27 protein-coding genes are annotated in these 26,153 nt (G+C 34.6%); 14 read left to right on the top strand and 13 right to left on the bottom strand.

The window, feature by feature from the left end; genetic code table 11:
- The first annotated feature begins 166 nt into the window (after window positions 1–166).
- The 9 genes from N4270_RS13565 (at window position 167) to N4270_RS13525 (ending at window position 9,947) form a co-directional block, all read left to right on the top strand.
- Window positions 167–2,353, top strand: coding sequence for a glutamine synthetase III (locus tag N4270_RS13565; RefSeq protein WP_260097879.1), 2,187 nt, complete (start codon window positions 167–169; stop codon window positions 2,351–2,353).
- 240 nt (window positions 2,354–2,593) lie between these two features.
- Entirely contained in the window at window positions 2,594–3,283 is a 690-nt protein-coding gene (locus N4270_RS13560) for a hypothetical protein (RefSeq protein ID WP_260097878.1), read from the top strand.
- 224 nt (window positions 3,284–3,507) lie between these two features.
- Window positions 3,508–3,648, top strand: coding sequence for a hypothetical protein (locus tag N4270_RS13555; protein WP_260097877.1), 141 nt, complete (start codon window positions 3,508–3,510; stop codon window positions 3,646–3,648).
- A 247-nt stretch (window positions 3,649–3,895) separates the two neighbouring features.
- Window positions 3,896–4,576: a Curli production assembly/transport component CsgG gene (locus N4270_RS13550; protein WP_260097876.1), complete on the top strand. Its 681-nt coding sequence runs from the start codon at window positions 3,896–3,898 to the stop codon at window positions 4,574–4,576.
- A 36-nt stretch (window positions 4,577–4,612) separates the two neighbouring features.
- Window positions 4,613–5,791: an AIR synthase related protein gene (locus tag N4270_RS13545; RefSeq protein WP_260097875.1), complete on the top strand. Its 1,179-nt coding sequence runs from the start codon at window positions 4,613–4,615 to the stop codon at window positions 5,789–5,791.
- Between the two features lie 13 nt (window positions 5,792–5,804).
- Window positions 5,805–6,749, top strand: a complete 945-nt coding sequence (locus N4270_RS13540; protein ID WP_260097874.1) for a DUF3078 domain-containing protein — start codon at window positions 5,805–5,807, stop codon at window positions 6,747–6,749.
- A gap of 397 nt (window positions 6,750–7,146) precedes the next feature.
- A complete protein-coding gene (gene prfA, locus N4270_RS13535; protein WP_260097873.1) occupies window positions 7,147–8,223 on the top strand; it encodes a peptide chain release factor 1 in 1,077 nt (358 codons plus the stop codon).
- Window positions 8,224–8,309: 86 nt separating this feature from the next.
- Entirely contained in the window at window positions 8,310–9,125 is an 816-nt protein-coding gene (gene pyrF / locus N4270_RS13530; RefSeq protein WP_260097916.1) for an orotidine-5'-phosphate decarboxylase, read from the top strand.
- Between the two features lie 33 nt (window positions 9,126–9,158).
- Window positions 9,159–9,947, top strand: coding sequence for an ABC transporter substrate-binding protein (locus N4270_RS13525; protein ID WP_260097872.1), 789 nt, complete (start codon window positions 9,159–9,161; stop codon window positions 9,945–9,947).
- On the opposite strand, the gene N4270_RS13520 is transcribed toward N4270_RS13525, so the two are convergent.
- On the bottom strand, window positions 9,916–10,143 hold the full coding sequence (locus tag N4270_RS13520) for a Lacal_2735 family protein (RefSeq protein WP_260097871.1): 228 nt from the start codon (window positions 10,141–10,143) through the stop codon (window positions 9,916–9,918). The genes N4270_RS13525 and N4270_RS13520 overlap by 32 nt on opposite strands.
- 76 nt (window positions 10,144–10,219) lie before the next feature.
- Entirely contained in the window at window positions 10,220–10,420 is a 201-nt protein-coding gene (locus N4270_RS13515) for a Lacal_2735 family protein (protein ID WP_260097870.1), read from the bottom strand.
- A gap of 265 nt (window positions 10,421–10,685) precedes the next feature.
- On the opposite strand from N4270_RS13515, the gene N4270_RS13510 reads away from it, so the two are divergent.
- A complete protein-coding gene (locus tag N4270_RS13510) occupies window positions 10,686–11,192 on the top strand; it encodes a hypothetical protein (protein ID WP_260097869.1) in 507 nt (168 codons plus the stop codon).
- On the opposite strand, the gene N4270_RS13505 is transcribed toward N4270_RS13510, so the two are convergent.
- Window positions 11,189–11,899 (bottom strand): DUF4197 domain-containing protein, encoded by a 711-nt coding sequence (locus N4270_RS13505; protein WP_260097868.1) that lies wholly within the window; start codon window positions 11,897–11,899, stop codon window positions 11,189–11,191. The two genes, N4270_RS13510 and N4270_RS13505, sit on opposite strands and share 4 nt — an antisense overlap.
- A 269-nt stretch (window positions 11,900–12,168) precedes the next feature.
- Between N4270_RS13505 and N4270_RS13500 the strand changes: the two genes are divergently transcribed.
- Window positions 12,169–13,281 carry a TlpA disulfide reductase family protein gene (locus N4270_RS13500; RefSeq protein WP_260097867.1) on the top strand — a complete coding sequence of 371 codons (1,113 nt, stop codon included), beginning with the start codon at window positions 12,169–12,171 and terminating at the stop codon, window positions 13,279–13,281.
- Between the two features lie 42 nt (window positions 13,282–13,323).
- Here the strand turns inward: N4270_RS13500 and N4270_RS13495 are convergent, their stop codons facing one another.
- Window positions 13,324–14,424, bottom strand: coding sequence for an OmpA family protein (locus tag N4270_RS13495; RefSeq protein ID WP_260097866.1), 1,101 nt, complete (start codon window positions 14,422–14,424; stop codon window positions 13,324–13,326).
- Window positions 14,425–14,713: 289 nt separating this feature from the next.
- Window positions 14,714–15,562 (bottom strand): formyltetrahydrofolate deformylase, encoded by an 849-nt coding sequence (gene purU / locus N4270_RS13490; protein ID WP_260097865.1) that lies wholly within the window; start codon window positions 15,560–15,562, stop codon window positions 14,714–14,716.
- A gap of 146 nt (window positions 15,563–15,708) precedes the next feature.
- On the opposite strand from purU, the gene N4270_RS13485 reads away from it, so the two are divergent.
- The gene (locus tag N4270_RS13485) at window positions 15,709–19,125 is read left to right on the top strand and encodes a methylmalonyl-CoA mutase family protein (RefSeq protein WP_260097864.1); all 3,417 of its coding nucleotides are present in this window, start codon (window positions 15,709–15,711) and stop codon (window positions 19,123–19,125) included.
- Between the two features lie 277 nt (window positions 19,126–19,402).
- Here the strand turns inward: N4270_RS13485 and N4270_RS13480 are convergent, their stop codons facing one another.
- Window positions 19,403–19,690 (bottom strand): type II toxin-antitoxin system RelE/ParE family toxin, encoded by a 288-nt coding sequence (locus N4270_RS13480; RefSeq protein ID WP_260097863.1) that lies wholly within the window; start codon window positions 19,688–19,690, stop codon window positions 19,403–19,405.
- Window positions 19,683–19,922 (bottom strand): type II toxin-antitoxin system ParD family antitoxin, encoded by a 240-nt coding sequence (locus N4270_RS13475; RefSeq protein WP_260097860.1) that lies wholly within the window; start codon window positions 19,920–19,922, stop codon window positions 19,683–19,685. Before N4270_RS13475 ends, N4270_RS13480 begins: the two co-directional genes overlap by 8 nt.
- 379 nt (window positions 19,923–20,301) lie before the next feature.
- Here N4270_RS13475 and N4270_RS13470 point away from each other — a divergent pair, with 379 nt between their 5' ends.
- Entirely contained in the window at window positions 20,302–20,850 is a 549-nt protein-coding gene (locus tag N4270_RS13470; RefSeq protein WP_260097858.1) for a sigma-70 family RNA polymerase sigma factor, read from the top strand.
- Here the strand turns inward: N4270_RS13470 and N4270_RS13465 are convergent.
- Window positions 20,847–21,242: a hypothetical protein gene (locus tag N4270_RS13465; protein WP_204345578.1), complete on the bottom strand. Its 396-nt coding sequence runs from the start codon at window positions 21,240–21,242 to the stop codon at window positions 20,847–20,849. The genes N4270_RS13470 and N4270_RS13465 overlap by 4 nt on opposite strands.
- A gap of 116 nt (window positions 21,243–21,358) precedes the next feature.
- Between N4270_RS13465 and N4270_RS13460 the strand changes: the two genes are divergently transcribed.
- Complete coding sequence (locus tag N4270_RS13460) at window positions 21,359–21,805, top strand: Lrp/AsnC family transcriptional regulator (protein WP_204345579.1); 447 nt, start codon at window positions 21,359–21,361, stop codon at window positions 21,803–21,805.
- A gap of 49 nt (window positions 21,806–21,854) precedes the next feature.
- Here N4270_RS13460 and N4270_RS13455 read toward each other — a convergent pair whose 3' ends face one another.
- The 5 genes from N4270_RS13455 to arsB form a co-directional block, all read right to left on the bottom strand.
- Window positions 21,855–22,613 (bottom strand): DJ-1/PfpI family protein, encoded by a 759-nt coding sequence (locus N4270_RS13455; RefSeq protein WP_260097855.1) that lies wholly within the window; start codon window positions 22,611–22,613, stop codon window positions 21,855–21,857.
- 5 nt (window positions 22,614–22,618) lie between these two features.
- On the bottom strand, window positions 22,619–23,002 hold the full coding sequence (locus N4270_RS13450) for a VOC family protein (protein WP_260097854.1): 384 nt from the start codon (window positions 23,000–23,002) through the stop codon (window positions 22,619–22,621).
- Window positions 22,999–24,210, bottom strand: coding sequence for an MFS transporter (locus N4270_RS13445; RefSeq protein ID WP_260097853.1), 1,212 nt, complete (start codon window positions 24,208–24,210; stop codon window positions 22,999–23,001). Before N4270_RS13445 ends, N4270_RS13450 begins: the two co-directional genes overlap by 4 nt.
- Window positions 24,211–24,491: 281 nt before the next feature.
- Complete coding sequence (locus N4270_RS13440; protein WP_260097852.1) at window positions 24,492–25,022, bottom strand: hypothetical protein; 531 nt, start codon at window positions 25,020–25,022, stop codon at window positions 24,492–24,494.
- 64 nt (window positions 25,023–25,086) lie between these two features.
- Window positions 25,087–26,151, bottom strand: coding sequence for an ACR3 family arsenite efflux transporter (gene arsB, locus N4270_RS13435; protein ID WP_260097851.1), 1,065 nt, complete (start codon window positions 26,149–26,151; stop codon window positions 25,087–25,089).
- Between the last annotated feature and the right edge of the window lie 2 nt (window positions 26,152–26,153).

The following is a 26,153-nucleotide window of genomic DNA, read 5'->3' as shown; positions in this document are numbered from 1 at the left end:
ATTTAAAGCGCAAATATTGTAATTTTTATGCTTTAGTCAAAAAAATGAGGGGTATTTTAAGTTAAATGTTATTAACAATTATTTATACCCTAATTTTTAAGGGGTAAATGTCTTAAATATTTAAAATATCATTAAATTTGCCCCATAAAAATAACAAATTGATATTATGTCGACATTAAGATTTCATGCATTAAAAGAAATATTCAACCATCAACCTATACATATTGAAGAAAACATAAGGCGATCTGAGATTTTTGGCGCTAATGTTTTTAACGAATCTACGATGCGTCAATACTTAACAAAGGAAGCTTTTGAAAGTGTAATGGATGCTGTAAGTAAAGGCTCTAAAATTGATAGAATCGTTGCGGATCATATTTCTACGGGTATGAAAGAGTGGGCTATCTCTAAAGGTGCAACGCATTATACACATTGGTTTCAGCCTTTAACAGGAGCAACTGCTGAAAAGCATGATGCTTTTTTTGAAACCATAGGAAATGGTTTGGCGATTGAAAAATTTGGCGGCGGACAACTCGTTCAGCAAGAGCCAGACGCCTCTAGTTTTCCAAATGGAGGGATTAGAAATACATTTGAAGCTCGTGGTTATACAGCTTGGGATCCAACCTCTCCTGCATTTATTTATGGAACCACTTTATGTATTCCTACAGTTTTTGTGGCTTATACTGGAGAAGCTCTCGATTATAAAACACCATTATTACGTGCACTTCAGGCTGTTGATTCAGCGGCAGTAGCTGTTTGTAAGTATTTTGACAAAAATGTAAAAAAGGTCAATGCGTCTTTAGGTTGGGAACAGGAATACTTTTTGATTGACAATGGCTTAGCTATGTCGCGACCAGATATCGTATTAACTGGTCGTACACTTTTAGGACATTCGCCTGCTAAAGGTCAGCAGTTAGACGACCATTATTTTGGAACCATCCCTAACAGAGCTATGGCGTATATGCGTGATTTGGAAACCGAATGTATGTTATTGGGTATTCCAGTGAAAACAAGACATAATGAAGTGGCGCCTAATCAATTTGAATTGGCTCCAATATTTGAAGAAGCTAATTTGGCTGTGGATCATAATTCCTTATTAATGGATATTATGGATAAAATAGCCGAACGTCATAATTTTAAAGTCCTATTTCATGAAAAGCCCTTTGCTGGAGTGAATGGGTCTGGAAAGCATAATAACTGGAGTTTAAGTACCAATACAGGTGTTAATTTATTAAGCCCTGGAAAAACACCAATGAGCAATCTTCAGTTTTTAACCTTTTTTATTAATACGATAAAAGCGGTTTATGACAATGAGGAATTGTTAAGAGCAGCGATTGCTTCTGCAAGTAATGATCACCGTTTAGGAGCTAACGAGGCGCCTCCAGCTATAATTTCAGTATTTATTGGAGAGCAGTTAACAAAAGTATTAGACGAACTTGAAAATGTTACTAACGGAAAGTTGTCACCTCAGGAGAAAACAGATTTAAAATTGAATGTTGTTGGTAAAATCCCTGATGTACTCCTTGATAATACCGACAGAAACCGTACATCTCCTTTTGCATTTACTGGGAATAAATTTGAATTTAGAGCTGTTGGTTCAACGGCAAATTGTGCCAATCCGATGACTGTTTTAAACACAATAGTAGCCAAGCAGTTGATGGATTTTAGAGAAGAAGTGGAGGCCTTGATTTCTAAAAAGAAAATGAAAAAAGACGATGCTATTTTTAATGTATTACGAGAGTATATTAAAAAGTCAAAGCATATTCTTTTTGAAGGAAATGGCTATGGTGAAGCTTGGGAGAAAGAAGCAAAAAAACGAGGATTAAGCAATAATAAAACGACACCAGAAGCCTTAAGAGCTAAGGTATCTAAATCTGCAATTAAATTATTTGATGATTTAGGTGTGATGAATAAAGTTGAATCTGAAGCGCGTTATGAGATTGAAATGGAAGGCTATGTGCTCAGAATTCAAATTGAAGGCCGTGTTCTTGGTGATATTGCTAGAAACCATGTTGTCCCTACAGCAGTGCGTTATCAAAATATATTAATTGACAATGTAAAGGGGCTTAAAGAAATTTATGGGACCTCATTTAAAAAATTAGCTAAAGAACAGCTTAATCTTATTGAAGATATTTCTAATCATATTGAAGGGATTAATTCCAATGTCACAAAAATGATTGCTGAGCGCAAAAATGCTAATGCTATTGAAAACTTGGAAGAAAAGGCAAGTACCTATTGTCATAAAGTAAAGCCGCTTTTTGATGAAATTAGATACCACTGTGATAAACTAGAATTACTTGTAGATGATGAGCTTTGGCCATTAACCAAATACCGAGAATTGTTATTTACAAAGTAAAACGACACATTTATAAGTGGAAAATAAGCACTTTAACTAGTTTTATAAGCGCGTAATCGAGTTTATAATTCTAAACATTAAATAATTATAGTAATTTGAGCTACAATTGTCAAAGAAATGCAATACCCTCAAGCATTTCTTATCCCAAACAAACAATTGTTTCTTGATTAATAGTCCATTGTATTTATAACCCTAAATTAATGTTTGAATACGTTAGTATTCAGGCGAAACAATGAGATTATGACTAAAACTACTATGATTAAATGTGTATTGTTAACTGCTTTTTTGTGTTGTTCAGTACAATCGTTTGCACAAGTCTTGCTCGAAATTGGAGAGAAGTCTGCTGCAGATTCCTTGTTACTAACAAGCTTGCGTTCAAAAAATGGCATTTCTGTTAGCGCAGGAAGCACTTTACTAAATGGTGATTTTAACACCCCAGATTATGAAAACTTTTTAGAATTGCAACTCAAGCGTTTTGTAACCACTAAAATTGCTATTAGCGGAAATGTCAAAAAGTTTGATATCAAAAATTATGATTTTGAAGATCAGGGATTTTTATCGGGAGATTTAAATGCTGAATGGTATATTCTTTCTAATCATAAATTGACACCTTATGTTTTTGCTGGGCCAGGCATATTGCTATCGAATGATTTTAAAGATCAAAATTATAAAGTACAAGGTGGGGTAGGTTTAGAATACCTGTTAATAGATTGTTTAGCTATTCTTGGGGCGCTAGAAGCAAATTATATTTATGATGAACAAAACGGCTCTATGTTGCTTCAAGAAGCCGATCAACTTTATTATAATGCCAGGATAGGGCTTCTGTTTTATTTTGGTAATCGCAGCTACTCAAAATCGTCTAAGTCAAAGAAGCGATTGTCTAAAAATGAGCCTTCAATTATCAAGTCTAATACCATTGGGTATTATTAACAATTTTTGTTTATATACGTTTGAAAGCCTCACTTGTTGAGGTTTTTTTATTGTTATGTATGTGTTGTAAATGTTAATAACTACGTAGTATTACGTATGAATCGTATAGTGATAATGTATTTCAACGCATAATTATATCAACTAATCGAAAATATAGTTAAAGCTTAATGTACACGCTTGTAATTGGTTAAGTTTGTAGTGCTATTAATCAATTTTTTGTAATAATGAAAAAGTTACTACTAAGTGTGGCAGCACTAATGTTTGCTACCTTGTTGTTTTCTCAGGACGACTCTAACGACGTAAAAGATGACCTTACTCAGGACAACGTTGTTAAAACTGAAGCGAGATTTCAAGCAGAATCGTAAATGGTTTTGATGCTTACAAAAATTAGTTGGCATTGTTGACCATTGCCAAGTAAAAAGACAAATGAATTTTAAAAATTCGTTTGTCTTTTTTTTATATCCAATATGTATTTTTATTTAAAAATATAACTCGTTGATAATTAATTTTTTATATTGGCACCCCTTTAATACTTATCAAGTCGTATTAAACCCCAATCTTTTGAACCTTAATAACTTTGTTATTGGTTAAGTTTAACCAAAACAAGTTTTGATGATAGCACAACAAATTCGTTTCTCTTTAATAACAATCTTTTTTGTTTTAATTGGCAGGCACTCATTTGCACAAGAAACCATAGCAATACCCGAAGAGCCTAACATTGCATTTTATGAATTAAGAGGGACTAACGCATTCGATATAGCCTTAGGAACGTCGGTAATCAATGGCGATCTCGTCGATCCAAAATTTGAGATTTACAGTCATATTGGGTATAAAAGACATTTGTCACCACATCTGGTACTAGACTTCGGATATCATAAATTTAATTTAGCGTATATAGATGTGTATAACGAAGGCTTTATGTCGTTTGATTTAAATGTGGAATTTTTAGTATTACCTCACGCACAATTTTCTCCGTTTATATTTGCAGGAGCAGGTTTTAATGCGTCAAATCATTTTAAAGAAACCGCTTCAAAAATTCAAGGCGGAGCGGGACTAGAATGTGTGGTGTCCAATCAATTTGCTTTAAAACTCTATACCGATTATAATTATGTGTCAAGTGATACTTTAGATGGTTTAGAAGGTGGCGCATCAGATGACACCTATTTCAGAATTGCCTTTGGCGCTAACTTCTATTTTGGAGGTGCTAAAAAGAAAGCTAAAATATTAGAAGACTATTCCACAGAAATTGAATCAAATTCAATAACTGATGATAAAAATAGACCTAAATTGTAATTAACAATTCTTACTTTTGTGGCTCAAAACATTCTCATGAGCCAAGATATAAGCAAACGATATGCACAAAGAGGCGTTTCGGCCTCTAAGGAAGATGTCCACAATGCAATTAAACACATCGATAAAGGATTGTTTCCTAAAGCATTCTGTAAAATTGTTCCAGATTATTTGACCAATGATGATGATTATTGCTTGATCATGCATGCCGATGGTGCTGGAACCAAAAGTTCATTGGCTTATATGTACTGGAAAGAAACTGGTGATCTCTCCGTATGGAAGGGCATTGCACAAGATGCACTTATCATGAATATTGATGATTTACTTTGTGTTGGTGCAACCGATAATATCATGCTGTCTTCTACAATCGGGCGTAATAAAAATTTAATTCCGGGAGCAGTCATTTCAGCAATTATTAACGGCACCGAAGCGCTCATCAAAGATTTAAAGGTCTTTGGAGTTACGATTCATTCTACTGGTGGGGAAACGGCCGATGTTGGGGATTTGGTTAGAACCATAATTGTCGATTCTACCGTAACTGCACGTATGAAGCGTAGTGACATAATCGATAATGCTAATATCAAAGCAGGCGATGTGATTGTTGGTCTTGAAAGTTTTGGTCAAGCTACCTATGAAACAGCCTATAATGGTGGTATGGGAAGTAATGGGTTAACATCAGCACGTCATGATGTATTTCATAAGTATTTAGCTGAAAAATATCCTGAAAGTTTTGATGCGTCTGTTCCAGAAGATTTGGTTTATTCCGGACAAACGAAACTAACCGATGCGGTTGAAAATGCACCAATCGATGCTGGTAAACTAGTGCTATCACCAACGCGAACCTATGCGCCAATTATAAAAGCAATTCTCTCTAAGTTTTCTTCGGAAAAATTACATGGAATGGTACATTGTTCTGGTGGTGCTCAAACTAAAATCCTTCATTTTATAGATAATTTACATATCATAAAAGATAATATGTTTGAAATTCCTCCGTTATTCAAACTTATCCAAGAACAATCAAAAACCGATTGGAAAGAAATGTATCAGGTGTTTAATTGCGGACATAGGATGGAGCTCTACGTGTCACCAGAAATTGCAGACTCAATTATTGAGATATCAAAATCCTTCAATGTCAATGCGCAAATCATAGGACGCGTTGAACCTTCCGAAGAGAAAAAACTCACTATTACTAGTGAATATGGTGTTTTTGAATATTAGATTTTTTATAACTATGAGATTAGCTTTTTTTACAATTGCCCTAGTTTGCTTTCAGTTAACTTATGCCCAGACAGATGCGGTTCAAACCGAAGAATCAGACTATACCTGGTTTCAAACCAATAAAATGGGGATAGATATCAGCGAGGTTACTTTTGTAAACTGGAATGCTGGAGGAAGTAATTCTATTTCAGCTTTATTAAATGTGGTAACAGCATTAAAATATGAGGATAGCTATTTTAAATGGAAAAATTCAGCACTTTTACGTTATGGCATTAATAAACAAGAGGGTCAAAAAATAAGAAAAACAGAAGACCAATTGGAATTGATTTCTACACTTGGTTTTAGACAAGATACGCTGACGAATTGGTATTTTTCTGGACGATTTAATTTTAAAACTCAACTCACAGACGGGTTTAATTATCCAGATAGAACCAATGAGATTTCAAAATTCATGGCGCCAGGTTATTTGTTTTTTGGAGGTGGCGCCGAGTATGGTAAAAACCTTGAAAAGTTTTCTTTATATTTTTCGCCATTAACAGTTAAAGCAACTTTTGTTTTAGATGAAGACTTATCTAATTCAGGATCTTTTGGTGTCGAACCTGCTGTTTTTGATGAAAACGGCGTACTAATTGAACAAGGCGAACGCGTTAGAACAGAAATGGGTATTTTATTAACTAACGCACTGGAAGTCGATATTTATGAAAATATAAGTATGAAAAACCAATTGAGTCTTTATACCGATTATCTGAATAACTTAGGAAATACAGATATCGATTGGGAAATCGTATTTAATTTTACAGTTAATGAATATGTCAAAGCGACCTTAGGCTCGCATGTGAGGTATGATGATGATATTAAAATTTTAGAGCCTACAGAAGTTGAAGGCGAATTTGCTGAGTCTGGTGCACGTGTACAATGGAAACAACTACTGGGAGTAGGTGTGGTGATAGATTTCTAAATAAATCCTTTTATTAATAATAAGAAAGCGCTGGTTAATAAGCTGTCAAACAGAAAGATGACAGCGAAGAATTTAATATTTGAAACACCGCTAATTCTGTAAAACCGTAAACGCTGTCTTACCTTTCGGTCGCTTATCATAAACCACAAAACAAATATTAAAAAGAGCTTTGTTGATAAGGCCAAAATAAGTTCTGGATTAATAATCGTAATCGCCAAAGTGACAATAAACGACCATAATGCCATAGACTTGTAGTAGTTTAGTATAGATCTCACTTGCTTTCGCATGAAGATATAACGTCAAAGAATAGGAGTTTATTTTTTAATCCATAAAGCAATTTTCAAAGGATTTAAATCCATAATTTATCGTATTTTTGAATCACAATTTTAGAAGATAGATGTTAGAGAAATTAGAAATAGTAAAACAGCGTTTTGACGAAGTAAGCGATTTAATTATCCAACCAGATATTATCACAGATCAAAAACGTTATGTTCAACTTAATAAAGAGTACAAAGATTTACGTTTGTTAATGGATAAACGTGAGTTGTATATTGAGCTTACCGATAACTTAAAAGAAGCTGAAGAAATTATTGCCGACGGAAGTGATGCCGAAATGGTTGAAATGGCAAAACTGCAACTTGATGAAGCCAAAGAGGGGATTCCGAAATTAGAAGAAGAAATTCGCTTTTTACTCATTCCGAAAGATCCTGATGATGCTAAGAATGTCGTCGTAGAAGTTAGAGCTGGAACCGGAGGTGATGAAGCGAGTATTTTTGCAGGTGATTTATACCGCATGTACACCAAATACTGTGAGGGTAAAGGCTGGAATGTTAGTGTGGTTGATTTAAATGAAGGAACTGCTGGAGGCTTTAAAGAAATTATTTTTGAAGTAAGTGGTGAAGATGTCTACGGAACCATGAAGTTTGAAGCAGGTGTTCACCGTGTACAACGTGTCCCTCAAACCGAAACACAAGGACGTGTGCATACCAGTGCTGCTACTGTAATGGTGCTTCCTGAAGCAGAAGAATTTGACGTCGAACTGGATATGACCGAAGTGCGAATCGAACGAACAACGTCTACAGGTCCTGGAGGTCAATCGGTAAATACCACGTATTCTGCCATAAAACTGCATCACGAACCTACAGGTATGATCGTAAGTTGCCAGGATCAAAAATCATCACACAAAAACTTAGAAAAAGCTTTAAAGGTATTGCGCTCTCGTTTATATGAAATGGAATTAGCCAAAAAACAGGCGGCCGATTCCGAAAAACGTAAAAGTATGGTGAGTTCTGGTGATCGTAGTGCAAAGATTAGAACTTATAATTATCCGCAAGGTCGTGTGACCGATCATCGAATCGGACTAACACTATATGATTTACAGAATATCATAAATGGCGATATTCAAAAAATTATTGACGAATTAATGCTGGCCGAAAACACAGAGATGTTAAAAGCTAGTGACGAACATATATAAATTTAAAGCCTCTGTTTGGAGGCTTTTTTAATGAGTAAAACACAATGGATCATTCTGTTCTTGAGGCAGAATCTACTAACAACTTAATGACAACACAACAACTTACCGAGCAAATCAAAAAAAAGAAATCCTTTCTATGTATTGGATTGGATGTCGATTTAAATAAAATTCCGAAGCATTTATTAAAAGAAGAAGATCCCATTTTTGCTTTTAATAAAGCAATTATCGATGCGACACATCATTTATGTGTAGCGTACAAACCTAACACGGCATTTTATGAAGCTTACGGCCTTAAAGGTTGGAAAGCTCTTGAAAAAACCATCATGTACCTCAATGTGAAGCATCCGGAAATTTTTACCATTGCCGATGCTAAACGTGGCGATATAGGAAATACAAGTTCGATGTATGCCAAAGCCTTTTTTGAAGATTTAGCTTTCGATAGTGTTACGGTGGCGCCTTATATGGGAAAAGATTCTGTTGAGCCTTTTCTGGCATTTGAAAACAAACATACCATCCTACTGGCATTAACATCTAATGCTGGTGCTTTTGATTTTCAAACGCAAATGGTGAACAAACACGAATTGTACAAACAGGTTTTAGAAACTTCAAAGTCCTGGCACAATTCTGAAAACTTAATGTATGTGGTTGGTGCAACCAAAGCTGAATATCTTGCAGATATAAGACAAATAATTCCAGATAGTTTTTTACTGGTTCCTGGTGTTGGCGCTCAAGGCGGAAATCTCCAAGAGGTCTGTAAATATGGTATGACCAATGCAGTTGGCTTATTGATTAATTCTTCAAGAGGCATTATTTACGCTTCTGAAGACGACTATTTTGCTGAAGCTGCTGCTGAAAAAGCAAGAGATTTACAATCGCAGATGGAAGCGATTTTATCTGAATAAATTGTCATGCTGAACTTGTTTCAGTAACTCATCATGAACTATAAAGACCAGCTCAATAGAACTTTAAAATTTAAAGAAACGCCTAAGCGAATCGTTTCATTAGTGCCGTCTCAAACCGAACTTTTGGTCGATTTAGGTTTAGAGTCTTTTATTGTTGGTATAACTAAATTTTGCGTACATCCAGCTCATTTGAGAGATAAGAAAACGGTTGTTGGAGGAACAAAGCAAGTGCATTACGATAAAATAATAGCCCTAAATCCAGATATCATTCTTTGTAATAAAGAAGAAAACACCAAGGAAATGATTTCAGAATTGGAAACAATTGCACCTGTTCATATTAGTGATATTTTTAATTTGGACGATGCTTTTGAACTTATTCAAATATATGGAGATTTGTTTTCTGTAGAGAAAAATTCAGAAGAACTCATTCAGAATATAGCAAGAGCACAACAAGATTTTAGTAACTATTTGAAAGGACAACCTAAATTAAATGTCGCCTATTTTATTTGGAAAAATCCTTGGATGGTTGCTGCAAAACACACGTTTATTGATGCCTTATTGCAGTTGAATAATTTTGAAAACCACTTTAAAAATTTTGAGCGCTATCCTGAAATCGATATGGAAACGCTTGTCAATGTAGACTTGTTATTGTTGTCTAGTGAGCCGTTTCCTTTTAATGCTTCGCATGTAGAAGGTTTGAAACAAAGGTTTCCTAAAGCTAACGTAATTTTGGTTGATGGCGAATACTTCTCTTGGTATGGCTCGCGGTTAAAAGATGCTTTTGGGTATTTTAAAACGCTGCATCAAAACCTTTTGAGTTAAGTCGCTTTAAGTTTAATATACGTTGTTTTAGTTTTTGAGCTTCATATAGTAAAATATCACTCAAACCCATATCTGTTTGTTCAATATTATAAGCCTCTTCAATAGAGCGTGTGTAACGATCTTCTAAATCTTTTAAATTAGTAGTGGTGTTGATGTTGGGGCTTGTTTTGCCAACTTTACAAAAATGAGTCTTCATATATCATAGGTTTAATAATATATATACGATGAAGAATAAGCCTTAGACGATGAGTAGACGTTAAATAATTGTAAAATTAATTTTGCTGAAGTAACTTGAAATCTCTTATTAAGTATTTCTGTTTGTTGATTTTATGCAACAACTTAATAGCATTAAATTCTGATATATCACTTAAAGCAGAATCTGTTTGCCGAAAGTTATAAGCTTGCTCTACAAGAGTTTTGTAGCGAGCAAGTAGCATGGACTGCTTGTCTAAGATTTTTTTTGTGTTTTTCATCACAAGTTGATTAGCTAATAAATTTATGTAAAATATTGGAATTCAACATCATAAATTTAAAAAATATTCATAAAAAAAATCGATCCTTGAGTAAGACCGATTTTTTCAACTAACTTTTCTAATTCAAAATGAATGAAGGTATGTGTAATTCAACTAACTGGTGCAAAGATAGGGCAGCATCTAATTATTAATGTTAACTTAAGATTAGCGTTATATTAATAATTAAATTTTATATTCAAGAGTCATTATCCAAAATTCAAATATCATGAAAACTGTTCTTTTTATTTTAGTGTTAGTTTGCAATTATAGTATGGCTCAAACCAATAATTGTAATTGTTGTACCGAAAATCATCAAGCGTTTGATTTTTGGATAGGAGACTGGGTGGTTACCAATTCTGATGGTAGTAAAGCAGGTGAAAATTCCATACAAAAAGCTCAGGATAATTGTGTGCTCATTGAACAATGGACAAGCGCTAAAGGAAACTATTCAGGAACAAGTCAGAATTTCTATAATCAAAAAACCAAACAATGGGAACAGCTTTGGATTGATAACCAAGGGGCTTATCTCAAACTTAAAGGGCATAAGAAAGCCAATCAAATGATCATGCGAACCGATGATGAAGTTAATTCGGAAGGAAAGTCCTTTTATCATCGTATTACGTGGACAAACAACGCCGATGGTACAGTGCGTCAACTATGGGAAACAATTACCGAAGGCGAAAACGTTTCCGTGGCATTTGATGGATTGTATAAACGAAAAACCAAGCGTTAATCTTGCATCGCAAATACTTTCTGAAGTAAATCTGTAGTTCTGGAAGATACCTTTGTTCTAATTTCTTTTTCTTCAACAGCAATCATCGTATACACACCTTTAAGTGCTTCACCAGTCACGTAATCGGTTAAATCAGGATTCACATTATTAGTAAAAGGAATCGCATTGTATTTGTTGATGAGGTTAGCCCAAATTTGATCGGCTCCAACTTTTGCAAAGGAATTATTGATGACAGGATGAAATTTTTCATACAAAGCAGTTTGTGTCTTACTAGTTAAATATTGCGTTGCTGCATCGTCATTACCTAATAATATATTTTTTGCATCATTAAATGTGATGTCTTTTACTGCATTTACAAATATAGGAGTTGCTTCGCCTACGGCATCTTCGGCAGCTCTGTTTAAAACTTTTAAACCTTCATCTGCTAAATTATCTAAACCAATATCGCGTAATGCTTTGTCCACTTTTTGTAACTCTTCCGGAAGCAATATTTTTACGAGTTCATTTCCAAAAAAACCATCTTTTTGAGTTAGTTTACTCACTTGTTTGTCGATACCTAAATCCAAAGCCTGGCGTAATCCAGAAGCAATGTCTGCATTACTTAAAACGCCACCACTTCCTTGTGGAATACTATTGACAACATCTTGTAATTCGGCACAAGCAGTAAGGTTAAAAATGATAATAAAAGCTAAAAATTTACGAATCATGATTATGGGTTTTATAATTGAGACAAATATAGATATTTTACTTAGGAAACGGTTTCAATTTTTAGTCTGAATTCTATTATTTTTTCTAATATAAATTGTCAATATTGTAAAATAGAGAAGGTAGGTTTTAGGATTTAATAACAGCCTTTTAGCACTAGTAAAGCGTGTGATTGCTTTGAATTGTAAGTGAGAAAATTCAAATTATTGGTTTAAAATACTATTTTAGCACAATAGTTGTTAATATAAGGGAGCGTTATAAAAACAAACAGATGAATTTAAGTAAGTTTTTCATAGTCTTATGTTGTATAAGCTTTCCGTTTTTTAGTAGTGGTCAAATACGTTTTTCTGAAACGATTCAAACTTCAAAAACCGCAACTAACACAGAAGCGTCACTTTTTTTTATTGATTTTTGGGCCACCTGGTGTGGACCATGTGTTTATGCTTCAGAATATTTAGGTGTACTGCAGAAACAATATCCCGATCGTTTTTATGTGGTGTCACTTTCTGAAGAAAACCCGGAAGTGGTCAAACGCTTTCTAAAAAAGAATCCTACAGATTTGGCCGTAGCTATTGATTATAAAGGAGAGACCTTTAGGGCTAATAATACAAGAACCTTACCTTATGGGCTCTTGCTCAATGCTAACGGAACAGTTTTATGGAAAGGAAGCCCAACCGATTTTAAACAAGCTCATCTCGAGCGCTTTCTGAAGCAAAATACCAAGCAGAAAGATGTGAGTAAAGTATTAAAGATTCAGAAAGTAAAAGAAGAAGTTTTCAAAGCCGATTATATACCATCCAAAACATTTGAAATCAAAGAGCTCAAGCATGAGACTTTTGAAACCTTAGAGAGTGTTTCTAGAGGGGATTATTTAGTATATAAAGGCGATTTAAAAAGCATTATTGCCAAAGAAAAAAGAATATTGAAAAGTCAGATTCAAATCGCTCCAGAACTCAATAAGACCTATGAGGTTTATATCAAAAAGGGGAGTAGTAGCCTATTTATGATTTTGGAAGAATTAAAATTAGACCTTTTTCATTCCGAAATACAAGGCGAGGTATTAATGCTAGACCTTTCTAATATGACGTATTGGGATACTCATCAAATAGATTGGGGAAAAAATACAGCCAACTATTTAGTTGATGATACGCAAATACAAGCTGATAATGTAACTTTTGAAGATGTCATGTATCAATTAGCATCGGTTTTAAATATCCCTATTGTGACAAGTGGAGGAACAGCAGATCAAGAGGTCCACGATTGGCAAATTCATCATCGGTTTTACAATTTAATGCAAACCGATTTAGAAGATACCTATGGCATCGTAGCGCGAAAAGAGCAAGGCAATTATAAGACCTATACCATAAGAAAAAAGACACCTTAAATAAGGTGCCTTTTTTATGATTATCTATTTAGAAATTTAAGTCTAGTTGTTTAAAATTCTAAATTCGGTACGTCTGTTTCTTCTGTGTTGTTCTTCTGAACAATCTGAACCATTAGAACAACGATTTGTTAATCTTGTCTCACCATAACCTTTAGCAGATAAACGGCTTCTAGAAATTCCTTTAGATACTAAGTAGTTAACTACTGAGTTAGCACGTTGTTGTGATAAAGACATATTGTAATCGTCGTTACCTCTAGAATCTGTATGAGCCATGATTTCGATATTTACAGGCTTATCATTTAAGATAGGCAATAAAGTTTCATCAATAGTTCTTTTAGATGCAGGAGTTAAACGTGCACTGGCAGTTTCATAAAAAATTGGAATAACGGTTGGGTTTAATAATTCACACTCAACTTCTTCCCAAGTCGTAATGCCACCTTTTTTATCAAGAATGGTTCTTGTAACGGTTTCTTGACGTGCAGGAATGGTTGTGCTTCTTGTAGATGCAGGAACATCTACTACCTGACGTGTAATCGTTTTATATTCTGCAGGGATATCAATTTTTTCCATACGTGCAGGTGTTTTGATTACTCTTTTCTTGTAAGTTGCACTTCTTTCAGGAACAGGGACGCTAGACGTACTAGCATCTGTAGCTAAAGTTGTAAATGGAACATCTCTCATAGTTGCTGGATATTCAACAAAACAAGCAGCAACACAGTCGTCTTTATTAACTGAAGGACAATCTTCAAGAATCTTGTATTCCCACCCAGAAGTTGCAGGATACGTTTCGAATGTTCTTGAGTCTCTACCAAATGATGCTGGTATAATGTTTAAGTCTGAACGCCCTTCTTTGCTAATATACGATACTTCTACAGTTTCATAAGTTGCAGGCGTATACACGTACTTTTCAGTTGCTTCTTTAACTAAAACAGTTTCTTCTACAGTTTTGTAAGTGGCAGGTACTACTTCTAAAGTTGTATACGCTGGGTAAACTTGCAAAGTTTCTGTAACCTCTTTAAAAGTATCTTTCGTAATACACTTTACATAACATTTTCCTGGTTCAGGATTTGTAGGAAGCCCTTGCGCTTGTACATAACCTACACTGGCAATCAAGCATAGGAATAAAAATAATTTTTGTTTCATAATTAAAATTAGTTAATGGTTATAGATAATTGTTTTAAATCCACACGTTTTGTGTGGCAAATAGTTAGACACCTAAATTTGTGTTACGTCACTTTTTGCTTTTTAGACGTAAAGCAGGTTTTTTCTTAAAATTTTATTATATGTGCAAAATAGTGAAGATAGGGATGTAAATTTAATAAAAAATTAACATAAAATAAAAATAAAGCATAATTTTTTAATATAAAAAATCTTACAAAAATTGTTTTAATTTTTTTGTAAAAGCTTTTAAATATTGTGTTTTTCTGATTTATTAATAAAAAATAACAGTCTTATTATTGTAGACCATCACTTTACGGTTAATGTGATGCTTTATAGCTGTAGCAAGTACAATTTTTTCAAGGTCTCGTCCTTTTGTAATTAAATCCTTTATAGAATAAGTATGAGATACCCTTGCAACATCTTGTTCTATAATCGGACCAGCATCTAATTCTTCAGTGATGTAATGACTTGTGGCTCCAATAATCTTAACACCCCTTTTTAAGGCAGAATGATAGGGTTTTGCACCTACAAATGCAGGTAAAAAAGAATGGTGTATGTTTATAATTTTATTTTGATAACGCTCTATTAAAGTTGGTGAAATAATCTGCATATATCTGGCCAAAACAATAAAGTCTACTTCATATTGTTCTAAGAGTTTTAATTGCGCTGCTTCAGCTTGAACTTTAGTAGTTTTTGATACAGGAATATGATAAAACGGAATATTAAAACTATCAGCAATAGGTTTTAAGTCCATATGATTACTGATAATAAAAGGTATTTTGCAATGTAATTCTCCTGAGCTATAGCGACCAAGGATATCATAAAGACAATGGTCATATTTTGAAACGAAAATAGCCATTTTTGGTTGTTCTTCAGCATCATAAATACGCCATTTCATTTGAAATCTATCTGCCAATTCACGTTTAAAATTTGAAGTGAAATTAGTAATAGATAGCGAATCAAATTCACTCTCAATACGCATAAAAAAGATATTTTGTTCCCTATCAACATGCTGGTCAATATAAACAATGTTTCCACTGTGATCTGCTATAAATTTGGTGACCGATGCAATGATTCCAGATTGATCTTTACAATGAATTTGTAAGGTGATTTTTTTCATTTCAATACTCCAATTTAAGTCAACTAAGTTACTGTAAAATCATTCCTTCCGTTTTGAAAATTTAACTTTTAGATAATTGATTATAAACTCTTGTATTTTTTGAATATTCCGTAAATTTGTGTCTTTAAAACCTCATAATATTACGAATGAAGCAAGTCGCACCTTATAAGCCAAAACATAAAGTTAGAATCGTAACTGCAGCATCACTATTTGATGGGCATGATGCATCGATTAATATCATGCGTCGAATTATTCAAGCCACAGGTGTTGAGGTGATTCATTTAGGCCACGATAGAAGTGTTGAAGAAGTTGTTAATACAGCTATTCAAGAGGATGTCAATGCTATTTGTATGACGTCCTATCAAGGTGGTCATAATGAGTATTTTAAATACATGCACGATCTTTTAAAGGAGAAAGGCGCTGGTCATATCAAAATCTTCGGTGGCGGTGGTGGTGTTATTTTACCTTCGGAAATTAAAGAGCTCATGGACTATGGTATTGACCGAATCTACTCTCCGGATGACGGACGAGAAATGGGACTTCAAGGCATGATTAATGATTTGGTTCAACAATCAGATTTTGCTATTGGAGACGCTTTAAACGGAGAACTCGATACCCTTCCGAAGAAAAACCCGAAAGCCATAGCACGTGTGATTTCTTCTGCTGAAAACTTTCCAGAAGTCGCCAAAGCAACCTTAGATAAAATTCACGTTAAAAATAAAAATTCAAAAACACCGGTTCTCGGAATTACAGGAACTGGTGGCGCAGGAAAATCGAGTTTGGTTGACGAACTGGTGAGACGCTTTTTAATAGATTTCCCTGAAAAAACCATAGGCATCGTTTCTGTAGATCCTTCAAAACGAAAAACAGGTGGCGCACTTTTAGGTGACAGAATTAGAATGAATGCCATTAATTCACCTCGGGTTTATATGCGTAGTTTGGCAACACGTCAATCTAATTTGGCCTTGTCTAAATACGTTAACGAAGCAGTAGAAGTGCTTAAAGCTGCCGAATACGATTTAATTATTTTAGAAACTTCGGGTATTGGTCAAAGTGATACCGAAATTATAGAACATAGCGATGTGTCTTTATATGTGATGACACCAGAATTTGGTGCTGCCACACAACTCGAAAAAATCGATATGCTTGATTTTGCCGATTTAGTTGCCATCAATAAATTTGATAAACGTGGTTCGTTAGATGCCTTACGTGACGTGAAGAAACAATACATGCGCAACAATAATCTTTGGGATATTCCTCAAGATCAATTGCCTGTTTTTGGAACAATCGCCTCTCAATTTAATGACCCAGGAATGAATACACTCTACAAAGCGATTATGGATAAGCTTGTAGAAAAAACAGATACCGATTTACAATCGACCTTTCAAATTTCGGATGAAATGAGTGAAAAGGTGTTTGTAATTCCTCCAGCGAGAACCCGTTATTTATCTGAAATAGCTGAAAACAATCGCGCTTACGATAAAACAGTCAATGATCAAGTGGAAGTAGCACAAAGACTCTACGGCATTTATAAAACCATAGAATCTGTGGCTGAAACTACACCAGAACTAGATAAAGCTGGAATTAATAATGAGATCCTGAAACAAGTTCAGGATGATAACACAGACTTTGCAAGACTTCTTATTGCCGAATTTGATCGCGTAAAATTGAACCTTGATCCTTATAACTGGGAAGTGATTACGGGTTGGGACGACAAAGTTAATAAGTACAAAAATCCGATTTATTCCTTTAAAGTTAGAGACAAGGAAATAAAAATAGAAACGCATACCGAATCCTTATCACACACGCAAATTCCGAAGGTCGCATTACCAAAATATCAGGCTTGGGGAGACATTTTACGATGGACTTTACAAGAAAATGTGCCAGGCGAATTTCCGTATACTTCAGGATTGTATCCGTTTAAACGCACAGGTGAAGATCCAGCGCGTATGTTTGCTGGTGAAGGTGGTCCAGAGCGTACCAACCGTCGTTTTCATTATGTGAGTATGGGACTGCCTGCAAAGCGTTTATCAACGGCTTTTGACAGTGTGACGCTCTACGGAAATGATCCTGATCACAGACCAGATATCTACGGAAAAATTGGTAATGCTGGTGTTTCAATCTGCTGTTTAGACGATGCAAAAAAATTGTATTCTGGTTTTAATTTAGCCGATGTAATGACCTCAGTGAGTATGACGATTAATGGTCCGGCTCCAATGTTATTAGGCTTTTTTATGAATGCAGCCATCGATCAGCAATGCGAAATTTATATCAAAGAAAACGGATTAGAAAAAGAGGTTGAAGCAAAAATAGCTAAACACTATAAAGGTAAAGAACGTCCAACATACAATGGCGAATTACCTGAAGGAAATGATGGTCTAGGTTTGATGTTGCTTGGTGTGACTGGAGATCAAGTATTACCAGCAGATGTTTATAATGATATCAAAACCAAAACCATTGCTCAGGTGAGAGGAACCGTTCAAGCCGATATTTTAAAAGAAGATCAGGCACAAAATACCTGTATTTTTTCTACGGAATTTGCGCTGCGTTTAATGGGTGATGTTCAGGAATATTTTATCGAAAATAACGTACGTAATTTCTATTCGGTGTCCATTTCAGGATACCATATTGCCGAAGCTGGTGCGAATCCAATTTCGCAATTGGCGTTTACTTTGGCTAACGGATTTACCTATGTTGAATATTATCTGTCGCGAGGCATGGACATCAATAAATTTGGTCCAAACCTATCATTCTTTTTCTCCAATGGTATCGATCCAGAATATGCTGTGATTGGTCGTGTTGCACGAAAAATTTGGTCTAAAGCCATGAAGCATAAGTATGGTGCTAATGCCAGAGCGCAAATGTTGAAATATCACATTCAAACGTCTGGACGTAGTTTACATGCTCAGGAAATCGACTTTAATGATATTCGTACAACGCTTCAGGCTTTATATGCAATTTACGATAATTGTAATTCCTTACATACCAATGCATATGATGAAGCGATTACGACGCCTACGGAAGAATCGGTACGTCGTGCCATGGCCATTCAGCTGATAATTAATAAGGAATTAGGATTAGCGAAAAATGAAAACCCAATTCAAGGCTCGTTTATTATTGAAGAATTAACCGACTTGGTAGAAGAAGCAGTGTTGCTGGAATTTGATCGAATTACAGAACGTGGAGGTGTTTTAGGCGCTATGGAAACCATGTATCAACGTAGTAAAATTCAGGAGGAAAGCTTGTACTATGAAACTTTAAAACACAACGGACAATTTCCTATTATTGGAGTCAATACATTCTTGAGTTCTAAAGGGTCTCCAACGGTTATTCCTGCGGAAGTCATTCGAGCGACTGAAGAAGAAAAGCAATTTCAGATTAACACTTTAGAAAACCTTCATAAAGCTAACGATACTAAAACCTTGTTGAAAGACCTTCAGCATAAAGCCATTTCAAATGAAAATATTTTTGAAGCTTTAATGGATGTCTGTAAAGTATGTTCTTTAGGTGAAATTACATCAGCCTTGTTTGAAGTCGGAGGTCAGTATAGACGAAACATGTAAGCAGGAATCCAATTTTGCAAAGCGAAGCGCATGCAAAATTGAGATTATCGCTTATCCCGAACTAGATTCGGGATCTTTTAGCAGTATTAAAAGCAAAGCGAAGCGCATGCAAAATTGAGATTATCGCTTATCCCGAACTGGATTCGGGATCTCTCAGCAGTATTAAAAGCAAAGCGAAGCGCATGCAAAATTGAGATTATCGCTTATCCCGAACTAGATTCGGGATCTCATAGCAGTATTAACGGCAAAGCGAAGCGCATGCAACAGTTTTATTATTTTAAAGAATATGATCTAGATCTTGTCTTCCTATTATTGTCATTATTTCAATAATTTCTCCATTTATTTTGAAAAAAATACTGTCGGACCCACAAACACATCTTCTATATCCCTTTTTTATATAATCGACCGATTCAAAAGAAAATGGCCTTTGAGCAATAATTTTAAAATAATCAAAAAAGGAGTTATAATATTTGTCAGCTTGAGTAATCCCAAACTTATTAACGCCATAATGATGAATTCTTATTAAATCTTCTTTAGCTGTATTGCTTATTCTAAATTCAGCCATTGAGCAAGTCCTTCGATTGTTTTAGAATTTGCGCTTTACTGTCAGAAGTAAATCCGCTATTTTCAGCTCTTTCCAGCTTCGTTCTAATCCAATCAATTTGAACTTGTTGATTTCTTGCTTGTCTAATTAAATCATTGACTAATTCACTCTTACTTGAATATTCTTTATTGTCAACTTGATTTTTCAACCATTCATCATTGGGTTCTGTAAATGATATACTTTGTCTAGCCATAATAATTCTTTTGATGTAAATTTACACCAAATATGAATCTTGTACAAATTTTTATAATTATTGCAGCCAATGTGGTGAAGCAAACGTACATTCTTTAGTGAAAATCATAACTTAAATTCAATGGTCATAAAAAAGTTTCTCAAAAATGCATCTTTTTTAAAACTTTCACGTCTATAGTATGAACCTTAAAAATGAAAAATTATGAATCCTATAGATTGTACTTGTAACTGTGAAGGTTGCAAAGATGGAAATTGTAAAAACTGTACATGTGATAATTGTACTTGTAGCAATTGTAACTGTTAAGTTATATGTAAATATTTAAATCGTAATGTCTGTTTTGGTAACTTTATACTGAAATAGGCATTACTTATTTTGAAGTATGACAACAACTAAAGACATATGGAAACAGTATGCAGAAGCCATTAAATACTTTATTTTTAGTAAGGTTAAAGACGCTTCTGTAGCCGATGATTTACTTCAGGAAACCTTTATTAAAGTACATACGAAGCTAGAAACACTTAAAGACGATGATAAGGTGAAGTCCTGGTTGTTCTCAATCGCTAGATATACGGTTTTAGACTATTTCAGGCAGCGCGATCTTGTATATGAAATGTCAGATGAGGACTTTATTTTTGAAGACCAAAAGTTAGAACATACTAAAGTCGACTGTTTGCGTGGCATCATTAAAAGTTTACCCAAAAAGTATCGTGATCCGTTGTTTTTAAGCGATATAAAAGGACTTAAACAAGCACAAGTTTCTAAGCAATTGCATTTACCATTACCTACTGTAAAATCTCAAATACAACGCGGAAGAAAACTCATTGCTCAAGGTTTCGTTGATTGTTGTGATTTTAAAGTCAATGACGATGGATATTTAGTTGGTGAGTTAAAAGAAAAAGCCGATTGTAAAGTTTGTAACGACCATTAAAGTGTCATCATCCAGCGATGTTGTAATCGCTTAAATTTTCTCAATTCACTTTGTAAAATTGGTAAGTAATCTTTGCCGTTACTATTACAATGCTGTAAACGGTTACAGTTAAGATGTAATCGATGTGTTAAGCGTTCAATAGAAGCTAAATGCTTATGCTTTTTTTCTGAAAAACGCTCAGCCTGTGCTTTTTCTATTTCAGGAGCTAGTGATTCTGATTGTTGAACAATATCTCCAGAAAAATAGATGTCTGTATCTTCACTACCATCAGGACGTAAATACGATAAATCCTGATTGATATAGGTAGAGATGCTTCTTGATAAGACAAGAATATCCATAGCCTTTTGATATATAGGCAGTTCAGATAAGTGAGATGGGATATTATAATTCATTTTTCTTTAGCAAAGTGTAACAAATTTAGTGACAACTAACGACATTGTGCTTTAATATTTAAAGTAAAAGTGTATATTTGGTTTAATTATTAATTTATTTCAAAAAAATACTTTAAATGCATATTGATTCCCTAAACTGGAAAATTTTGAAGTGTTTACAGTTAAATGCAAGACAGTCTAGCGCCGAAATTGGTCGGCAGGTTGGGATTAGTTCGCCTGCGGTTTCTGAACGCATCAAAAAGATGGAAGATGCCGGAATTATTCAAAATTATAATGCCTTAGTGTCGCCTTTTGAAGTCGGTTACCAGCTTAAAGCGTTAATTACCTTGCGTGCTTTTATGGGCATGTTGAAACCTTTTTTAGAAAAGGTGACAACTTATGATGAGGTTGTTAATTGTTATCGAATTACAGGTAATGAAAATTTTGTGATGGAAGTGATTTTAAAAAACCAAAAACATCTTGAATCCTTTATTGACCAATTGATTGTATATGGTGAGACCAAAACACAAATTGTGTTATCTCATGTCGTCAAACACAATGAGGTGAAACCTTTGAAAAAGTAAGGTGTTTTTGTTGCTGTTTCAGAGTATTTCTTATGTATGTAAAATGCTATCAGTTAATGATAAGATGCGGTACTTCCTCCAATTTCCAATCAATTACTAATCCGACAGCCAAGCTTTCAGCAATCGATTTTCCGTAGAGATGTTCACAAAGATAAAGTGCTGCTTCAAAGGATTTTGCGCCTCCCGCTGACGTAATATATTTTCCATCGTGGACAAATAAGACCTCTTTTCTAATATCTAAATCAGGAAAGCGCTCACGCATCGTATCAATATCACTGGGAAATGTTGTTGATACCGAATTATCTAATAAACCTGCTTGAGCCAACACAAAGGCACCATCACAATGTGAGGTTATAAATTGTGCCTCTTTATCGACACGCTTTACAAAGTCTAGCATCACGGTGTCGTCTAAATCAGTATCCAGATGATGCTCAGCACTTGGAACAACCAGAATATCAATTTTTGGCAAATCATCTTTGGTGTAATTGAAATCGGGTAGGATACGCATGCCTTCAAATGTGACAATTGGTGCATCTGTATTTGCAACTGTAAATACATTCATAGGTTTAATACTATCTCTAAAAATCGTATGTTGAAAAATATCAAAAGGCGCGGTTAATTCGGTATTATAAACACCATCCATAATTAAAAAAGCCACATTATAACGGTTCGCTTCTAATTTTGGAAACTGCTTTTCGTCATGCTGAACTTGTTTCAGTATCTCATTATTCTGACGTTCTTTTTTGTCTTCAGACATATTACAGCTAACAAAGCATAGCATACTACATAGTAAAAGGATGTATTTCATTTGTATTAATCTTGAATCCGCCATGGTGGATTTGTTCTGTTGTTTCCTGCTTTATATAAAATAATGGGATTGCCATCTAAATCTTTTAAATGTGCTTCTCGCCATAACCAGTCTTTATCTTCAGGTTCTGAAGTAAATATAATTCCTTTTTGCTGAAGTTGTTCTACTAAATCATCAAGATGCTCATCTTCAAAATAAACTGTTATTCTGTGACCGTCTTTAGGTAATGTATCAACCTTGTGAATAGAAAATGTCGTGGTTCCGTCGGGACATTCGAACCTTACATATCTTGGTAAAGCATCTACAATAAGCTTTAATCCTAAGGTTTTATAAAAAGTCGTTGCTTTTTCAACATCCAACGACGGAATCGTAATTTGATTTAAATTCATTGTATTTCATTATGTCGTTTCATATAATATTTCAAATACACGAGAAGCAGTATACTGATTACTGCTAAAATTGTGATAATCTGCCATGTGGTATCAAAACCTAAATAATTTACGAGTTGCATTCCGGCATTGTGGCCAAAAATATGAGCTACAGAAAATGCCATGACATACATCGCCATATATTCCCCTTGATGACCACGTTTGGCACGTTCGATAGCAAAGGAGTTTGAAAATGGGAATGTAATCATTTCGCCAATGGTCATAAATAGCATCCCAATAACTAAAATGCCAATCCAAGACGTGAATGTTAAAATTATAAAACTAATACCTACGAGCAAGACTCCAAAAAGCATGAGCCCTGTTTTGGTGTAGCGCGTAGTTTCCAGCCATTTTATAAGAGGCATTTCTAATAAAAAGATGACAAAACCGTTTAAGCCCAGAAGAAGCCCAATATCAAACTCGGTAAGCGCATGTACATCTTTATAGTATAATGGCATCGTCGAGAAATACTGTAAAAATATAATTCCGAAGAGCAGCATCACCACAAAAAAGATCCAGAACGATTTGTCTTTATAAGCCGATTTTGGGTTGTCAACTTTAAATTCGTCTAAAGGTTTTGAGACTTTTGGGTTTAATACTTTTATGAGTAAAATGGTAGCTAAAATACAAGTGATACCATCGACCCAGAATAGTCCGCCATAACCAATCGTTGTAATAATTAAGCCACCAACGGCTGGTCCTGCTGAAAACCCTAAATTAATTGCTAATCGGATAAGTGTCACCGAACGTGTTTTGTTTTCAGGTTTACTGTAAGCGCTCATGGCGACAAACATAGCTGGACGAAACGTGTCTGCTACAGCCATAACTAAAAATATGCCGATACATATGGACGCAAAAGTATCTAGAAATTGTAGAGCAATAAATAGTACACCAGTAGACAAAAGGCTTCTAACCATAACTTTATAGTAGCCAATCATATCGGTTAATTTTCCTCCCAGCCAAGTGCCTACTACAGAGCCTAACCCAAATGCAGACATGATCCAGGCAACATCGCTGATTTCAAATTTTAAGTTTTCAGTGAGATAAAGAGACAAAAACGGAATCACCATAGTGCCTGCTCTGTTGATTAGTGTAATTAGTGCAAGCCACCACACCTCTTTAGAGAGGCCTCCAAATGTATCTAGGTAGTTTTTAAATAGCTTTTTCATTTTGGTTGATGTATAAATGTAAAAAGTCCGACGATATCGTCGGACTTTTTATGATTGATTGGTTAAATAATTATATTATCATAGCATATAGGAAGTCCGACTCTTCAAAAAAGAGGTCTGTCTTTTGATATATGTTACGACGCAGTTTTGCATTATTTATCTTTTAGTAGTCATCAAAGCTATAAATTTTTTTTGAATAATCAATATATTAACAAAAAGCTTGTGTGAATAGATTGTTTTGGATGGCTAAACTTTAGATGTATTTAAAGACGATGGGATATTTACTTTATAGAGAAACTTGTTTCAATGATATTAAATCCATTCTGATTTTTTTTAGAATCTTCGGAAGCTTCTTGCTTTATTATAACAAAAGACTGACCGTTTTTGTAAAAGGCATGAATGATACCATTGTGTCTAAGACCTAAAGTACTAAACCTGAAATTTGCAGCACGAGAACTTGTCGTATTAAACTGATTATTCTCGATATTATCATATTTGAAGTTTTTAATAAAACTGTTGTTTTGAAATTCATCAATATTCATGTGAATCATTTCGTCTAAATCAATTTCATAGCCAAAGGAAGTAATGGTAACCAATCCGCTGGCATCAAATCCGTTTTTTTCCAACGCCATGTAAAATACATCTTCATTGATGGTTTCGTTATCGGTGACTTCCCAAGAATCAAGATAATTGAATTCGAAATTATCTCTTTTAAAATGTAGTTCTTTTGTGCTTTCAGCAGAGCTTTTAACAAATTGGTTACAAGCTGTTAATGAACATGCTACTAGGATCAGTAATATGATTTTTTTCATAGTTAAATATATACTGTTAGCATTTAGTATCCAAATTAACAGTGGATTTCCTGAAATTAAATAATTAAGCCTCAGTCTCGTTTTTAACCGTCGTTTTATTGTAGTATTTTTTTCGTAACCAAAAAGAGACACGAACCAATAAAATTAATGCAGGAACTTCTACTAAAGGACCAATAACTCCTGTAAATGCTTGTCCAGAATTTAAACCAAATACCGCAATTGCCACAGCGATTGCCAGTTCAAAATTATTTCCAGCAGCAGTAAATGCCACAGCAGTTGTTTTATCATAAGGGGCACCCATAGCTTTAGAAAAGAAAAACCCAATGATAAACATAAGCGTAAAATATATCAGTAAAGGGACAGCAATTATGAGTACGTCCATAGGGATTTCTATAATGAGTTCACCTTTTAAAGAAAACATAATGACAATGGTAAATAATAAAGCAATTAAGGTCATAGGTGAAATGGCAGGAATGAATGTTTTAGTATACCATTCTTCACCTTTAAGTTTTACTAGTATGAATCGGCTTAAGATGCCCATAACAAACGGAATACCTAAGTAGATGGCCACACTTTCGGCAATGGTGCCTATTGAAATATCTACAATGGCATTTTCAAACCCGAAATAGGGCGGAAGTACCGTTATAAAAATCCAAGCATAGAAACTATAAGCAAATACTTGAAAAATACTGTTAAGCGCGACCAAACCTGCACCATATTCGCTACTGCCTTCAGCCAAGTCATTCCAAACTAAAACCATAGCGATACAACGCGCTAGACCAATTAAAATGAGGCCTACCATATATTCGGGATAGTCTTGTAAAAATATGAGGGCTAAAACAAACATTAAAACGGGACCGATAATCCAGTTTAGAAGTAGTGAAATGGACAATATTTTAGTGTCTTTAAATACTTTTGGTAAGAGTGCATAATTTACTTTTGCAAGTGGCGGATACATCATTAAAATCAAACCTATAGCTATAGGAATGTTGGTCGTGCCGCTACTAAACGAATTTACAATGTCTGGAAATGAAGGAACAAAATATCCAATGCTCACACCTAATGCCATGGCAACAAAGATCCATAGTGTTAGGTTTCTGTCGAGAAAACTTAATTTTTTATTAGCCATAG

Origin of the sequence: Psychroserpens sp. SPM9 (assembly GCF_025153525.1) — a bacterium.
Lineage (GTDB): Bacteria > Bacteroidota > Bacteroidia > Flavobacteriales > Flavobacteriaceae > Psychroserpens.
Note: the sequence above shows the minus strand (reverse complement) of the source record. Positions and strands in the feature narration are given on the sequence as shown.

Bases quoted from the DNA above. Each gene is read 5' to 3' on its own strand.
- N4270_RS13440 (WP_260097852.1), bottom strand. From the start codon at position 25,022: ATGAAAAAAATCATATTACTGATCCTAGTAGCATGTTCATTAACAGCT.
- N4270_RS13450 (WP_260097854.1), bottom strand. From the start codon at position 23,002: ATGAATTTAAATCAAATTACGATTCCGTCGTTGGATGTTGAAAAAGCA.
- N4270_RS13495 (WP_260097866.1), bottom strand. From the start codon at position 14,424: ATGAAACAAAAATTATTTTTATTCCTATGCTTGATTGCCAGTGTAGGT.
- purU (WP_260097865.1), bottom strand. From the start codon at position 15,562: ATGAAAAAAATCACCTTACAAATTCATTGTAAAGATCAATCTGGAATC.
- N4270_RS13470 (WP_260097858.1), top strand. From the start codon at position 20,302: ATGACAACAACTAAAGACATATGGAAACAGTATGCAGAAGCCATTAAA.
- N4270_RS13565 (WP_260097879.1), top strand. From the start codon at position 167: ATGTCGACATTAAGATTTCATGCATTAAAAGAAATATTCAACCATCAA.
- N4270_RS13475 (WP_260097860.1), bottom strand. From the start codon at position 19,922: ATGGCTAGACAAAGTATATCATTTACAGAACCCAATGATGAATGGTTG.
- N4270_RS13540 (WP_260097874.1), top strand. From the start codon at position 5,805: ATGAGATTAGCTTTTTTTACAATTGCCCTAGTTTGCTTTCAGTTAACT.
- N4270_RS13455 (WP_260097855.1), bottom strand. From the start codon at position 22,613: ATGAAATACATCCTTTTACTATGTAGTATGCTATGCTTTGTTAGCTGT.
- N4270_RS13560 (WP_260097878.1), top strand. From the start codon at position 2,594: ATGACTAAAACTACTATGATTAAATGTGTATTGTTAACTGCTTTTTTG.
- N4270_RS13465 (WP_204345578.1), bottom strand. From the start codon at position 21,242: ATGAATTATAATATCCCATCTCACTTATCTGAACTGCCTATATATCAA.
- N4270_RS13515 (WP_260097870.1), bottom strand. From the start codon at position 10,420: ATGAAAAACACAAAAAAAATCTTAGACAAGCAGTCCATGCTACTTGCT.
- prfA (WP_260097873.1), top strand. From the start codon at position 7,147: ATGTTAGAGAAATTAGAAATAGTAAAACAGCGTTTTGACGAAGTAAGC.
- pyrF (WP_260097916.1), top strand. From the start codon at position 8,310: ATGACAACACAACAACTTACCGAGCAAATCAAAAAAAAGAAATCCTTT.
- N4270_RS13445 (WP_260097853.1), bottom strand. From the start codon at position 24,210: ATGAAAAAGCTATTTAAAAACTACCTAGATACATTTGGAGGCCTCTCT.
- N4270_RS13500 (WP_260097867.1), top strand. From the start codon at position 12,169: ATGAATTTAAGTAAGTTTTTCATAGTCTTATGTTGTATAAGCTTTCCG.
- N4270_RS13545 (WP_260097875.1), top strand. From the start codon at position 4,613: ATGAGCCAAGATATAAGCAAACGATATGCACAAAGAGGCGTTTCGGCC.
- N4270_RS13550 (WP_260097876.1), top strand. From the start codon at position 3,896: ATGATAGCACAACAAATTCGTTTCTCTTTAATAACAATCTTTTTTGTT.
- N4270_RS13525 (WP_260097872.1), top strand. From the start codon at position 9,159: ATGAACTATAAAGACCAGCTCAATAGAACTTTAAAATTTAAAGAAACG.
- N4270_RS13510 (WP_260097869.1), top strand. From the start codon at position 10,686: ATGAAAACTGTTCTTTTTATTTTAGTGTTAGTTTGCAATTATAGTATG.
- arsB (WP_260097851.1), bottom strand. From the start codon at position 26,151: ATGGCTAATAAAAAATTAAGTTTTCTCGACAGAAACCTAACACTATGG.
- N4270_RS13485 (WP_260097864.1), top strand. From the start codon at position 15,709: ATGAAGCAAGTCGCACCTTATAAGCCAAAACATAAAGTTAGAATCGTA.
- N4270_RS13555 (WP_260097877.1), top strand. From the start codon at position 3,508: ATGAAAAAGTTACTACTAAGTGTGGCAGCACTAATGTTTGCTACCTTG.
- N4270_RS13460 (WP_204345579.1), top strand. From the start codon at position 21,359: ATGCATATTGATTCCCTAAACTGGAAAATTTTGAAGTGTTTACAGTTA.
- N4270_RS13520 (WP_260097871.1), bottom strand. From the start codon at position 10,143: ATGAAGACTCATTTTTGTAAAGTTGGCAAAACAAGCCCCAACATCAAC.
- N4270_RS13480 (WP_260097863.1), bottom strand. From the start codon at position 19,690: ATGGCTGAATTTAGAATAAGCAATACAGCTAAAGAAGATTTAATAAGA.
- N4270_RS13505 (WP_260097868.1), bottom strand. From the start codon at position 11,899: ATGATTCGTAAATTTTTAGCTTTTATTATCATTTTTAACCTTACTGCT.